The 13,788-nt window shown below is 70.8% G+C and carries 10 protein-coding genes; 1 reads left to right on the top strand and 9 read right to left on the bottom strand.

Features of this window, described 5'->3' with window-relative positions; genetic code table 11:
• The 6 genes from AMK10_RS21695 to AMK10_RS21670 all read right to left on the bottom strand — a co-directional run bounded on the left by AMK10_RS21695 (position 1) and on the right by AMK10_RS21670 (position 7,735).
• A complete protein-coding gene (locus AMK10_RS21695; RefSeq protein WP_073749564.1) occupies positions 1-1,995 on the bottom strand; it encodes a hypothetical protein in 1,995 nt (664 codons plus the stop codon).
• A gap of 3 nt (positions 1,996-1,998) precedes the next feature.
• Positions 1,999-3,786, bottom strand: a complete 1,788-nt coding sequence (locus AMK10_RS21690) for a heparinase II/III domain-containing protein (RefSeq protein ID WP_198959762.1) — start codon at positions 3,784-3,786, stop codon at positions 1,999-2,001.
• The gene (locus AMK10_RS21685) at positions 3,774-4,538 is read right to left on the bottom strand and encodes an SDR family NAD(P)-dependent oxidoreductase (protein WP_073749563.1); all 765 of its coding nucleotides are present in this window, start codon (positions 4,536-4,538) and stop codon (positions 3,774-3,776) included. The genes AMK10_RS21690 and AMK10_RS21685 overlap by 13 nt, the downstream gene beginning before the upstream one ends.
• 45 nt (positions 4,539-4,583) lie before the next feature.
• Complete coding sequence (locus AMK10_RS21680) at positions 4,584-5,438, bottom strand: carbohydrate ABC transporter permease (protein ID WP_241839625.1); 855 nt, start codon at positions 5,436-5,438, stop codon at positions 4,584-4,586.
• Positions 5,439-5,487: 49 nt separating this feature from the next.
• The gene (locus AMK10_RS21675) at positions 5,488-6,369 is read right to left on the bottom strand and encodes a carbohydrate ABC transporter permease (protein ID WP_241839624.1); all 882 of its coding nucleotides are present in this window, start codon (positions 6,367-6,369) and stop codon (positions 5,488-5,490) included.
• 97 nt (positions 6,370-6,466) lie between these two features.
• On the bottom strand, positions 6,467-7,735 hold the full coding sequence (locus tag AMK10_RS21670; protein WP_073749560.1) for an ABC transporter substrate-binding protein: 1,269 nt from the start codon (positions 7,733-7,735) through the stop codon (positions 6,467-6,469).
• Between the two features lie 225 nt (positions 7,736-7,960).
• Between AMK10_RS21670 and AMK10_RS21665 the strand changes: the two genes are divergently transcribed.
• Positions 7,961-9,100, top strand: a complete 1,140-nt coding sequence (locus tag AMK10_RS21665) for a LacI family DNA-binding transcriptional regulator (RefSeq protein ID WP_073749559.1) — start codon at positions 7,961-7,963, stop codon at positions 9,098-9,100.
• 128 nt (positions 9,101-9,228) lie between these two features.
• Here AMK10_RS21665 and AMK10_RS21660 read toward each other — a convergent pair whose 3' ends face one another.
• The 3 genes from AMK10_RS21660 to AMK10_RS21650 form a co-directional block, all read right to left on the bottom strand.
• The gene (locus tag AMK10_RS21660; RefSeq protein ID WP_073749558.1) at positions 9,229-10,614 is read right to left on the bottom strand and encodes an endo-1,4-beta-xylanase; all 1,386 of its coding nucleotides are present in this window, start codon (positions 10,612-10,614) and stop codon (positions 9,229-9,231) included.
• 594 nt (positions 10,615-11,208) lie between these two features.
• On the bottom strand, positions 11,209-11,853 hold the full coding sequence (locus tag AMK10_RS21655) for an SIMPL domain-containing protein (RefSeq protein ID WP_073750134.1): 645 nt from the start codon (positions 11,851-11,853) through the stop codon (positions 11,209-11,211).
• Positions 11,854-11,882: 29 nt separating this feature from the next.
• Positions 11,883-13,751 carry a serine hydrolase domain-containing protein gene (locus AMK10_RS21650; protein ID WP_073749557.1) on the bottom strand — a complete coding sequence of 623 codons (1,869 nt, stop codon included), beginning with the start codon at positions 13,749-13,751 and terminating at the stop codon, positions 11,883-11,885.
• Positions 13,752-13,788: the final 37 nt, after the last annotated feature.

Below are 13,788 nucleotides of genomic sequence, written 5' to 3'. Positions count from 1 at the left end.
TCAGCCGACCTTTCCCGTGTAGGGCTCCGCCGTGTCGAGGAGCACGCGCCCGCCGAGCTCCAGCCGCGTGCAGCGCACCACGTACGGTGTGCCGTCGGCGCCGAGCAGCACGGCGGCGGCGTCCGCGTCGACCGCTTCGTGACGGATGCGGCGGGCGACGGGGGAGAGCAGCACGGTCTCCCCGGCCTCCGCGAAGGCGACCCCGTGGCCCTGCTCGCACGGCAGCCGTTCGCCGCCCGGCGTACCGCCCGGGGCGATCGCGGTCAGGAAAGCAGCGTCACGGACCGGCTGGGTCGTCGCCCGCAGGGTGTGCAGCGTGCGGGTCAGGCGCAGTCCGGGCGTGCTGGAGGTCGGATTGGCCTCGACCTCGGTGACTCCGGCGCTCTCGCCGACGGCCGGCCCGCCGGGCGGTGCGAACCGCCGCACGAGGGCGGTGGCCGCCCCCGACCTGATCAGCCTCGATCCGTCGGGCAGCGGTTCCGTCGGCCGGTCGGTCTGGAGCAGGAACGTCCACGCGCGCTCCTCCCGCGCCTCTGCCAGGTCGAGCAGGACGAGCCGTCCGGACGGCGTGGACACCAGGGTCCGGTCCAGGCGCCGCACGCCGAGCGCGGGATCGTACATCGCGGCGATCTCCGCGGTGGCGTGCGCCCAGCCGCCCTCACCGTCCACGAGTACGTCGCGCTGCCCGGCCTGACGCTCGTACGGGATGCCCTGGTAGACGTGGTACCGGTCCTCGTCCGCGTAACCCTGCCCGTCCACCAGCAGCAGGTTGTGGTGCGCGGCGCGCTTGCGGTTGCTGTAGCCCTCGTCCACGGCGAGGAAGGCACCCTGCGACACCAGCACGAACGACCCGGAGTCGGGATGGTGGTGCCCCTGGTTCAGGGTCTCCCAGCCCAGCTCCGCCCGGTGCTTCGCCGAGGTCTCCCACGCCGTACGGCCGCCGCCCGGACTCGCCTTGAACGACACCAGCGTGGCGTCGTCGTCCCAGCCGGTACGGGCCGTGAGCAGCCCGAGGTCCGGGAAGTAGGCATGGGTCTCCGAAGGGCGCGCCGCCGCCACCGACGGGTCGTACCAGAGGTACTCCAGATACGCCTCCGGCAGGATTCCCGGCCGCACCCCGCTCTCCGCGGCCTCCTGCCACAGCAGTTCGCCCGAGGCCAGATCGCCCATCCACTGGGCCTCCGGAATGCCGTACTGGGCCGCGAGCCGGTAGTACAGCCCGGCGCTGTGGCCGCTGCGCCGGTCGTGGCAGTCTCCGTGGTCGACGTTGAAGGCGAAGCCGGGCGCGGTCTGGTGGAGCCGGTAGCGGAACGTGGAGGAGAGGAAGCCGCCGCGCCCCCACCAGTCGATGCCCTCGGCCTCCTGGAGCAGATCCAGATGGATCGCCAGGAACGGCACACCGTAGCGCCAGTACACGACGCCCTCGGCGTGCGAACCGTCCGGCGGCATCAGGTCCAGGACCGTGCCGAGGTTGTCCCTGGCCCGGTCGGTCCACTCCTCCTTGCCCAGCACGTAGCCCGCCGTCGCCAGACCGGCGTAGCAGATCCAGTTGTGGTTCTGCCAGTACGAGGACGACCACCAGCTGCCCTCGCTCGCCACCGCGAACTCGTACATCCGGCGGCCCTGGAGCAGCAGCTTGTACCGCAGCAGCGCCCTCACCTCGTCCGGGAGGTCGTCACCGATCCACCGGTGGGCGAGCGAGAGGTGGTGCAGCAGCCAGCCCGCGTCCAGATCGTGGTCAGGCATATGGGCCCGGCCCCAGTGCGGCAGCCGTACCGCGGCCTCGATCCAGCGCCGGCTCTCGTCCAGATGCGCGCGGTCACCCGTGGTGCGGTACGCCAGCGCGGGGTTGGAGGCCGCGGGCCCGAGCCAGGTGATGCTGGCCAGGGGATGGGTGCGGGGCGGGGTGAGGCCGCGGTGGCGGGCGGCCTCCTCCCGCAGCCGGAGCTCCTGTGCGGGGCGGGGGCCCGGCGGTGCGGTCGCGGAGAGGAGCACGGGTCAGCTCCCCGTTCCGAAGCGCGTGACCGTACCGTCCGCCAGTTCCACCGTCAGCTCCTCGCCGTCGATCCGCACACCGGTCACCGCGGGACCCGCGGACGCCGCCTGGTACACCGAGGCGAAGGTGATCCGCTCCGCCTCGGCGCTGAAGTCGACCCGGGTACGCGTGCGCTGAGGGTCGTCTGCGGGGCCCGGACCCGGCCGCGAGAACGGACGCACGTCCGCCCCCGGGGTGTGCGTGTGCCAGCCGTGCAGGGTCTCGTCGCCGTACCACGTGGTGCGCACCGGACCCGCGGCCTGCTGCTGGATGTCCAGGGCGGTCCCCGGGCGCAGCTGGGCCGTGACGCGCCGCGCCTCACGGCCCGTCACGGTCAGCAGATCCACCAGGCAGCAGTCGCCCGCCACCACCCTGCGCACCGCGCGGACACCCTCGTACGCGGTGGTGACCTCCGCGGTCACCGAGACGGCGTCCGAGGCCAGGAGCACGCCCGCGCACTCGGCCTGCTCCGCGCCCTCCACCCGGAACGCGGGATGCGCCTCGGACGAGGCGTACAGCTCCCTGAACTCCGCGTGCGCGTACGGCACCTGGCCGGGATCGGGCTGCCAGGGCGTGGTGTCCCCGTACAGATACAGCGACAGCTTGTCGCGGTGCCCGTGCGAGCCGCCGTGCGGGCCGTAGTCCAGCAGGGCGTGGATGCCGGCCGTCCGCACCACCCCGTAACCGGCCACCGGGAACACGGTGACCGCGTCCGGTGCCGGGCGCCGGGGCAGCGGCGGCCCCGCGAACCATCCGGACAGCTCGCGGTCCAGCCCGTCGTCGTGGGCACCCAGCTCGGCCCGGGCCCGCTCCGCCACCGCTTCCAGCCGGTCAGAGGGCACCAACTGCTGTGCCAGCGCGACCAGTTCGAGCCACTCCAGGGCGAGTGGATTCCTGAGGTACGGGCCGTCGTGCAACGCGGGCAGCACACCGCCGGGAGTCGCGACGGCTGCCAGTACGTCCGTCATCCCGGCCAGCACCCCGGCCACGTCCGCGGGGATCGCGGCCGGATCGGCGGAGCGCAGCGCCAGCAGCGCCGCCCGCAGCACGAAGCCGTGGTAGTAGGTGCTGCCCTCCCACTCCCAGCCGTCCTCGGCGACCGCGACCCGCAGGTGGGCGTACAGCCCGGACCCACCCTCCAGCCACTGCTTCGCGCCGTCCCACTCCAGGCCCCGGGCGGCCGAGGCCGCCCGGCTCGCGGAAGCCCCCGCGGCGTTCAGCCAGGCCGTGTAGTTGGACGCCAGGTCGCCCCGGCCGGTCAGGACCCCGCGGGCCTCGGCCGCCGCCTGCTCCAGCTCGTCCAGCAGGGGCAGGAGCGGCGCCAGGCCGTCCGTGCCGTCCTCGGCCAGCGTGATCACGGCGTGCCCGATGTTCACCGCCCAGATCGCGTCGGTCAGCGCCTGGTGGAAGAGCCGGCCGCGCAGCATCCAGCCCTGCGCCTCGCCGTGCCGCTCCGTGGCGAGCGACGCGTACAGACCGGCGTACTCGGTGAGCCGCGCCACCGCCTCGGCCCGCTCGCCACGGTGGGCCAGCACTCGCAGATGCCGGGCCCACGCCTGGTGCGACAGCACCACCCACGCGCCGCGCACCGCCGGGGTGTCCACCCGGCAGCCGTGGGCGCACCGCGCCCCGCCCTCCGGGAAGACCCCGGCGAGCACGTCGCCGTGGTCGAGCTCCACCCCGTGCGCCGGGCAGACGTACGCGTGCCACCAGCCGCCCCGATCCCGGGGGATGCGCCTCAACGCGGCCATACGCCACCGTCGATGTCCACCGTGGTGGCGGTGAGGAACCCGGAGGCGGGCGAAGCCAGGTGGACGACGGCGTGTGCGACGTCCTCGGGCGTGCCCGCCCGGCCGACCGGGATGCCGGCCTCCATCGCCTCCTGCGCGGGGGCGGCGGTGAACGTGTCGTGGAAGGCGGTGCCCTTGATGAAGCCGGGAGCGACGGTGTTGACCGTGATGCCCGTGCCCGCGAGCTCCTTCGCCAGGCCCTTGGTGAAGCCCCGCACACCCGCCTTGGCGGCGGCGTAGGCCACCGAGCCGGGGCCGCCGCCGTTGTGCGCGGCCAGCGAGGACATCGTGATGATCCGTCCGGCGGACGACTGCGTCAGGTGGGGCAGGGCGGCCCGCACGGTCCTGAAGGCGGAGGTCAGATTGGTGGAGACGACCCGCTCGAAGTGGTCGTCGGACATGTCCGCGATCTTCTCGCGGCCGATGAGGTGTCCCGCGTTGCAGACGAGGACGTCCAGGCCGCCGAGGAAGCCGGTGGCCTCCTCGACCAGCAGGTCCACCTCGTCCGACAGCGTCGCGTCGGCCCTGAACGCCTTGGCCCTGCGGCCCAGTGCCTCGATGGCGGAGACGGTCTTCGCCGCCTCGTCGGCGGAGGAGTGGTAGTGGACGGCGACATCGGCACCGGCCTCGGCCAGGGCGACGGCGATGGCGCGGCCGATGCCGTGCCCCGCCCCCGTGACGAGCGCGCGGGAACCGTTGAGATCAGCAGACATGGGTGAAGCCCTTTCGGTGACCGGCCCGCGAGGGGCCGGAACCGGTCACTTGAGACCGGCGGTTGCGAAGCCCTGCACGAAGTAGCGCTGGCCGATGAGGAAGAGGACGACCATCGGCAGGGTGGCGAGCGTGGTGCCGGCCATGAGGAAGTGCCACTGGGTGCCGTTCTCCGTCTTGAAGACGGAGAGGCCCACCTGGATCACCCGCAGGCTGTCCGTATGGGTCACCAGCAGCGGCCAGAGGAAGTTGTTCCAGGAGGATTCGAAGGTCAGCAGCGCCACCGTGATGAAGGCGGGCTTGACCTGCGGCGACATGATCCGGGCGTAGATCCGGAACTCGCCGAGCCCGTCGAGCCGGGCCGCCTCCTCCAGCTCCACCGGGAGATCCAGGTAGAACTGCCGGAAGAGGAAGACCGCGAACGGGGTGACGGCGCCGGGGACGATGAGGGCCCACCAGGAGTCCAGCCAGCCGCTGCCGCCCTGGCCGAGGATGTCGTTCCCCCCGGCCAGGGGCATGAAGCGGACGATCAGGAACTCCGGGAGCACCTTGGTGTACGTGGGGATCATCAGGGCCGCGATAAAGAGATAGAAGATCATCTCGCTGCCGCGGAACTTGATGCGTGCCAGCGCGTACCCGGCCATCGAGGCGATCAGCACGTTGAGCACGGTGTGGCTGATCGCGATGATGAAGCTGTTGCGCGCGTAGGTCGCGAAGGGCGCCGCCTTCAGCGCGTCCAGGTAGTTCCCGCACTGCCAGTGCTCGGGGAGGAGCCCGGCGTCCTGAGACGCGATCTCCACCGGCGTCTTCAGCGAGGTGAGCACCATCCAGACGAACGGCACCACCATCAGCAGGGAGACGACGGACAGCGTCGCATAGAGCGCGATCCGGCCGGCGGACACGGGCCGTACCCTGGTCCGTGCACGCGGCGCGGGAGCCGGCTTCAGCAGCTCAGTTGTGGCCACGGGTGCCTCCCATGATCCGCTTGTTGACCAGGGTGAAGCCCATCAGCAGCACGAAGAGCACCAGGGACTGCGCGCTCGCGTAGCCGACGCGGAATTCCCGGAAGGCGGACTTGTAGATCTCGTACGTCATCATCGTGGTGCTGTTGGCGGGGCCGCCGTCGGTCAGGATGTAGATCTGGTCGAACGACTGGAACGCGCTGATCATCGAGGTGATGAGCACGAAGAACGTCGCGGGCTTCAGCAGCGGCAGCGTGATCGAGAAGAACTGCCTGACCTTGGAGGCCCCGTCCACCGACGCCGCCTCGTAGAGCTCCCTCGGCAGCGACTGCAGCGCGGCCAGATAGATCAGCATCTTCATGCCGATGCCCTGCCAGATGCCGACGAGGATCACCGAGGGCAGCGCCCAGGTCGTCGAGGACAGCCACGCGGGGCCGTCGATGCCGAGGAACGCCAGCAGTGCGTTGAGCAGGCCGTTGCCCGGGTTGTAGATCCACAGCCAGACCAGCGCGATCGCGACGGTCGCGGTGACCTGGGGCAGGAACACGGCGGTCCGGAAGATGCCGCGCGCCTTGAGCCCCGTGTGCAGGGCGAGGGCCACCAGCAGGCCCAGCGCCATCCCGAACGGCACGGTGAAGAAGGTGTAGAGGAGGGTGTTGACGATGGACTTGCGGAAGACCGCGTCGTCCAGCATGTCCCGGAAGTTGGCCAGACCCACGAACTCCGGTGCGGTCAGCACGTCGTACTTCGTGAAGGCCAGGGCCACCGAGACCACGACCGGAAGACCGATCCACAGCGAGGCGTGCAGCAGCGCGGGCGCCACCATGAGCATGCCCGCCCGGCGCCGACGGCGTCCCGGGCCGGTGGGCACGCGGCGGGTACGCCGCGGCGCCGGGGTCTGAGGAGGGGAAGGCGGCCTGGCCGGCCTCGCCTTCACTACGGTTGTCGCTCCCATGGTGACGGGCCTTTCACATCCGGCCGATGGCGGCCTCGGCGAGACGGCCGAGCTCCGCGATGGCGTCCTTCGCGGACTGACCGCCCACGATCGCGGGCTCCAGCGTCGGCTTGATCTTTTCGCGGATCTCCATCCAGGCGGCCGTGCCGCCCTCGGAGACGGCGTGCTCGAGGTTCTGGAGGGAGAGGTCGACGAACTGGTTCTCCTTGACGTAGCTCGTGTCGTCGAGGTCGCGCAGACCCGGGACCGACCCGCGCTGCTCGGCCGCCCCCAGGATCGAGTCGGGAGTGGCGAGGTACTCGACGAGCGCGCGGGCCGCCGCCGGGTGCTTGGAGCGCGCGGACTGGGTGACGAGCGTGCCGCCCTGGAGCATCGCCGGCCTGCGGTTGGCGAGCACGAAGGAGCCGAGCTTGTCGTCCTCGATGAGGTCGGGGTTCTGGTCCTTGACCTGCTCCCACAGGGCGCTGGTCGTCATCATCATCGACGCCTTGCCGGTCTGGACGTTCGAAGGGGCCCCGGCGTCCGTCTTCTTGGCGTAGTCCGCCGAACCGTCCTTGATCAGGTCCTTGAAGAACTGCAGCGCCTCGACCCCGCGGGAATCGGTGAACAGCACCTTCTTGCCGTCCGCGCTGAACAGCTGGCCGCCGTTGGCGAAGAGGAAGGTCTCCCAGCACTGGCGCAGATCGATGGAGAAGGGGTCGAAACCGACGCGTCCGCCCTTGGTCAGCTGCTTCGCCACGGCGCGCAGCTCGGCCCAGTTGGCCGGCGTCTTCCTGATTCCGGCCTCGGCGAAGTGGTCCTTGCGGTAGACGACGATGCGGGTGTCGAGCACGACGGGCAGGGCGTAGAGCTTGCCCTCGTAGCGCGAGGGCTCCAGCACCCGCTCCTCGTAGTCGTGCGCCGACGCGAGCTTCTCCGGCAGCTCCGCGATCGCCTGCTTGGCGGCGAACGGCGGTATCCAGCCGACGCCCATCATCAGCACGTCGGGGAGCAGCCCGCCCGCGAGCCCGGTGGTGATCTTCTCGTTGAGCTGGGCGTACGTGGTGTAGTCCACGTTCACCTTGACGTCCGGATACTTCTTCCGGAACCCGCCGAGGATCTTCTGCTCCAACAGCGTCTTCCCGTCGGCGCCTTCGTAGATCGGCGTGAGCAGCGTGATCTCGCCCTCGGCGGGGCCGTCGGCCGAGCCGGCGGACGACGCGCCGCCGCCGCATCCGGCGAGAGCGGCGGCGGCGGTGCCCGCGCCGATGGCAGTGAGCACGGACCGTCTGTTGAGTTCCATGGGACACCCCTCTTGAGGTGGAGTCGGTGGATCGATCCAGCGGGGACGGCCCAGCCATGGCTGGGAAGTGCTGGTAAATCGATGCAGTGATGCTAGGAACGCCGTGAGAGTGGCGTCAACAGCTGGTGCACAATATTTTTCAGGGAAGTTAACGGGTGTACCGGTAGAGCCAGTTCAGTAAATCGGTACACTAGCGTCGGCAGTGCGTTCCGAACCGGAGGTGGCATGAGCGTGGTAACGATCCATCAGGTCGCGGAGGCCGCAGGGGTCTCCGCGAGCACGGTCTCCAACGTCCTCAACGGGCGTACGGACCGTATGCAGGCGGCCACCCTGGCTCGCGTGGAGCAGGTGATCGAGCAGCTCAACTACCGGCCCAACCGGGCGGCCCGCATGCTGCGCACCGGGCGCATCAAGGTTATCGGCCTGATCGTGCCGTCCGTGGCCAACCCCTTCTGGGGGGCGCTCGCCAGGGAGCTGGAGGCCATCGCCCTGGCCGAGGGCTATCACGTACTGCTCTGCAACAGCGAGCGTGACCCCGCCCGTGAGCTCAAGTACGGGGAGGAGCTGCTCGCCGACGGAGTGAGCGGTGTGGTCCTCTGCTCCTCGCTGCCCTCGCTCGAACACATGGCGCCGCTGCTGAGCCGCGGGCTGAAGATGGTGGCCTTCGACAGGACCGCTCAGGCGGGCGACCCGTCGTCACTGGCCAGCATCAGCGTGGACAATGCGATGGGGGCCGAGCTCGCCACCCGCCACCTGATCGAACTGGGCCACCGCAGGCTCGCCTTCGTCTCCGGCTCCGTCAACAGCGTCAACCGCCGGGAGCGGTTGCGCGGCTTCCGGTCGGCCCTGGAGGCGGCCGGGCTCGACCCGGCGGAGGCGATCGTCTGGCCGGGCGCGGACACCACCGAGTTCGGGGACAAGGACGCGGCCGAGCTCGGCCGGAACGCGGCCAGGGAACTCCTCTCGCGGCCGAGCCCTCCCACGGGCTTCGTCGCGATCAACGACATGTGCGCGATCGGGATCTGCCGGGGAGCCAAGGACGCCGGGCGCAGCGCGGGACGGGACGTCTCGGTGGTCGGCTTCGACGACATCCTCCTCGCCGACCTCTTCGAACCCCCGCTCACCACGGTCCGCCAGCCGCTCCCGGAGATGGCCGCCGAGACCTTCCAGCAGCTGAGGGCGCGGATCGACTCCGCTCCGTCGGCCGGCCGGTCGCTGCTGATCAGACCCCGTCTGGTGGTACGCGAATCGACGGCCTCCGCCCCGGAGGCGGTACCCGTCGCGGGACAGACGCCCGCGAAGGGCCGGAGGGCCTCCGCCCCGGCGCTCGCCTCGACGGGAGCCGGCCGTCCCGCCGCCGGCTGAGCCCGGGCCGGGGGCGGCCGGACAGCGCTCCGCCCCGTCCGGTCGGCGGCCGGACGGGGCGGATTCGAGGAACGGGACGGGACGAGTGCGGGCTTCGCCGCGCCCCGTTCCGGAGGATGGCCGCTCCGTCAGGAAGCGGTGCAGGCGCCGACGACCGGCGCCGCGGTGCTGCCGTTCGTCGTCACGGTGAACCCGAAGCTGGTCGACGCGCCGGCCGCCAGGGTCCCGTTCCAGGTGGGCTTCACCGTCATCACGCCACCCGAGGTCGTGGGTGTGCCGTTCCATACGGCGGAGACCGTCTGGGGCGAGGGGATGGTCACCGGAACCGCCCAGGTGGTGATGCCCGACCCGCCGGCCTTGATGGTCACCTCCCCGTTGTACCCGCCGCCCCAGGACGCCGTCCGGGTGTACGTCGCCGTGCAGGCACCGGTGCCGCCGCCGTCACCGCCGTCGCCGCCTCCGCTCGACCCGCCGAGCGCCGCGAGCACCGCGTCGTAGGCCGGCTTCTTGTTGTAGTCGCCGTCGAAGAGCAGCGGCGTACCGCTGCTGCGCCACGAGTACTTGTCCGTGACACCCCAGACGGTGAGGCCCTTGCAGCCGGTGACCGCCAGGCAGGCGTTCACCACCTTGGTGTAGTTCGCGGCCTGGGCCGTACCCGAGCCCTCGATGTCCAGCTCGGTGATCTGAACGTCGACACCGAGATCGGCGAAGCGCTGCAGATTGGCCTGGAAGTCGGAGGGAACCGGCGAGTTGCTGTTGAAGTGCGACTGGAAGCCGACGCAGTCGATCGGGACGCCGCGCTGCTTGAAGTCCTTCACCATGGCGTAGACCGCGTTGCTCTTCGCGTTCTGGCCGTCGGTGTTGTAGTCGTTGTAGCAGAGCTTGGCGTCGGCATCGACCGTCCGGGCGGTACGGAACGCCTCCTCGATGAAGCCGTCGCCGAGCTTGTCCTGGAACGGCGAGCTGCGCCGCGCCCCTGTGCTGCCGTCCTGGAAGGCCTCGTTCACCACGTCCCAGGAGTGGATCTTGCCCTTGTAGTGCGTCATCACCTGGGTGATGTGGTTGTTCATCGCCGAGCGCAGATCGGTGGCGGCCAGACCGCTCACCCAGCCGGGAAGCTGAGAATGCCACACGAGCGTGTGACCCCTGACCTTCATCCCCTTGCTCTGCGCGTGGCTGACGATCTGGTCCGCCGCGGTGAAGTTGAACGAGTTGCGGGTGCCTTCGAGGGCGTCCCACTTCATCTCGTTCTCGGGGGTGACCGAGTCGAACTGGGCGTCCAGTGTGGAGGCGTACGCCGCTTCGCCGAGGTGGTTGGCGGCCACCGCCGTACCGAAGTAGCGGCCCTTGGCGGCCGCGGCGTCACCGAGCGCACCGACGGCCTCCGCGCTGCCGGCGAGCGCGACGACACCGGCCGCCGCGAGGACACCCGCGGTGACGAGGGACAGCGCCCGTCTGGCACGGGCCGGCAGATGCGGACGGGCGGGGGTTCCGCCGGGTGGTATCTGGGCCATCACGTTTTCCAGCCTCTTCTTCCGGTTGCCGGGCGTACGAACAGGGGAGCCCGGACAGGGGATTCGGACCGTTCGAGGTGCTGTGCAGCCGTCGGCGGACGCGTTCAAAGGGGCGTGGCCGACGGGAAGACGAGCTGTGGAACAAGGGGAGCGAGGGAGAGTATGCGCCTAACGGGAAGTCAGGTCAACGCTGTGTTTCCGAAATATTTACGAGCGAACAGCCGCTCATCTGAAGGGAGTTGATGACTCTACCTGCGTAGAAGGCGAACCTTCGCAGGTGAGGCGTGCTCGGCTGTCGAGACTTCCTGGGATCTCGCTCAAGCGGATCGAAAGGCATGCATGGTAAATGGCGAAAGTTTCGGAGAGCTCTCGAAGGCATCGAAGGACGGTGCGCGAGCGGCGCGGATGCGGGGCGGAGGACCGGGGATGGGCGGCCCGGAGCGGCGGCGACCGGGCGCGGGCGGAGTGGAGGGGCCGCCGTGGACCGGGCGTGGGTGGCCCGGGCGGGAAGCGCCGGACGTGGGGTGCGGGCCGCGAGGTGCGGGCCGCCCGGAGAGGCGGACCGCGCCTCGCGCCGCGACGGAAGCGGCGGACTCAGCCGCTGATCAGGGCGAGGCCCAGTACGACTGCCGCTGACACGGTCACCTTGCCGGGCGCCAGATCACCGTCGCCGCCACCGCTCTGGCTGCTGCTGTGGCTGCGGTAGCTCTCCAACTGCTCGGAGTCCACGTCCTTGATGTGGATGACGGGCCCGAGCCGTGCCCCCGCCGCCTCGGCGTACAGGGCGGCCTTTTCGCGAGCCGCGTTCACGGCCGCCGTGCGAGCCTGGGCGCGGAGCTCCTTCTTGGCCCGTACGTCGAACTCGACGGCCTTGACCTCGTTCGCCCCCGCGTCGACGACGTCGACGAGTACGGTCTCCATGGTGTCCAGCGCGCGCAGCTCGATCACGAACGAGGCGGTGCACTCGTATCCGAGGAACTTGCGCTCGGCGCCGTAGGTCCACTTGGACGACAGATTCAGCCTCGATGTGGAGACGGCGGTCTCGGGTACCGCATGCCCGCGCAGGACCTCCCGGATGCGGTTGACCCCGCTCCGTGTGGCGGCGAAGGCCGCGCCCGGCTTGTTCTCGATCTGCGATATCGCGACACGGAGGCGTGCCAGGTCCGGGGCGGCGTCCACGCTCGCCGCTCCGAACACCGACACACCCCACGGGGTGTCTATGGACTGGGTTGCATTCATGGTGCCATCCAACCAGCCCCGGCCGGGGATCAGTTCGGGGAGAGCGTCCACCCCGTCGCCTCGACGCGGCCCGCGTCGCCCGGCCTGTTCCCGTCGAAGAGCGTCCGGCCGCCGTCCTCCACCCGGATGCCGTCGACGTACACACCGCGCCCGACGTACAACTGGTCCGTCGTGTAACGCCAGCGCAGTCGCACATCCGTGCCCTGCCGCCCGCTCAGGTCCGCCTCCACGCGGTGCCAGAGACGCCCCGACCAGCCGGAGACCGCGCCGTCCGGATGGGCCAGAGGCTCCCGGGGCCGCTCTCCCTGCGTCGGCACGGTGGTGAAGGGGACGGGCTGCCAGCTCCCCCCGGCGTCCGAGGACGCCTCCAGGCGGAGGAGGTCCGAGGCCGGCTCGGTGTCCCACCAGAGGGCGCAGCTCAGCACGGTGCGCGGGGAGGCGGGACGCAGGGCGGGCAGGGCGAGTGTCGCGTTCGCCGCGCTCGCCATGCCGGAGAACCAGGAGGTGCCGCCCCGGGCAGGGCGGACCGGAACCGCGCGGGCCATGCGGTTGGCGGCGGCGACCCGAGGGGCGCTGCCCGAACGCCAGCTGCGCACGGGGTGGACGGAGTTGCCCAGCACGATCAGGAACGAGTCCGTCGTCGGGTCGAGGACCAGGCTCGTGCCGGTGAAGCCCGTATGGCCCGCGGTGCGCGGAGTGGCCATCGCGCCCATGTACCAGTGCTGGTAGAGCTCGAAGCCCAGCCCGTGCTCGTCACCGGGGAAGGCGGTGTTGAAGTCGGTGAACAGCAGTTCCACGGACTCCTCGGACAGAATCCGGGCCCTGCCGTAGGAGCCCCCGTTGAGCAGGGTGCGGGCCAGGACCGCCAGATCCCAGGCGCACGAGAAGACGCCCGCGTGGCCGGCCACCCCGCCCAGGCTGAACGCGTTCTCGTCGTGGACCTCACCCCAGACCAGTCCGCGGTCCAGCCCCGACCAGGGGAGCCGTGCGTCCTCGGTCGCGGCGATCCTGGGCTTCCAGGAGGCGGGCGGGTTGTAGCGAGTGCGGTGCATCCCGAGCGGAGCGGTGATCTCCTCGCGGAGCAGGACATCCTGGGTGCGGCCGGTGATCTCTTCGAGGATCAGCTGCAACGAGATCAGATTGAGGTCGGAGTAGAGGTACTTCGTGCCGGGAGCCGAGGCCGGGACCTCGTCCCAGAGCAGACGGAGCTTCCCCTCGCGGGTCGGTTCCTTGTAGAGCGGGATCCAGGCACGGAAACCCGAGGTGTGCGTGAGCAGCTGACGGACCGTGATGTCCTGCTTGCCACCGCCCGCGAAGTCGGGCAGGTAGGAGGCGACCGGCGCCTCGAGCTCCAGCGCGCCCCGCTCGATCTGCTGGACGGCCAGGATCGAGGTGAACAGCTTGGACACCGAGGCCAGGTCGAAGACGGTGTCCTCGGCCATGGCGATCTGCTGCTCCGGGGGGAACTCCACCCCGGTGTCGGTCTTCTCGTCGTACGCCGCGTAGCGCACAGCCCGCCCGATCGGCCGGTGCAGGGCCACGGTGCCACCGCGGCCCGCGAGCAGCACCGCGCCGGCGTACCAGGGGTGCTTCGGGGAGTCGGAGAGGAACGCCTCCGCGTCGGCGACCAACTGGTCGAGCTGGTCCGGCAGCAGTCCGGCCCGCGCGGCCGAGCCGCGGCGCAGTGTCGGTCGGCCGCGTCCTGATCCCATACCCGTCCCGGTTCCCGATGGTGCTTCGCCGTTCGCGGCGGCCTCCGTACCCCGTCCGGCGCCGGCCGCCGCTCCCGCGGCCCCCGCGAAGGGGATCGGAGCGAGAGCGAGCCCTCCGCCCAGCGCCAGTATCCCGCCGCCCAGTCTCCGACGGCTCATTCCCCTGCCCGACACGTCCCCGGCCATCCGGAACCCCTTCCCCTCACGTCGAAAGCACCCGCGT

Origin of the sequence: Streptomyces sp. CB02058, from assembly GCF_001905505.1 — a bacterium.
In the GTDB taxonomy this organism is placed as follows: Bacteria; Actinomycetota; Actinomycetes; order Streptomycetales; family Streptomycetaceae; genus Streptomyces.
This window is presented reverse-complemented; position numbering and strand designations above follow the sequence as displayed.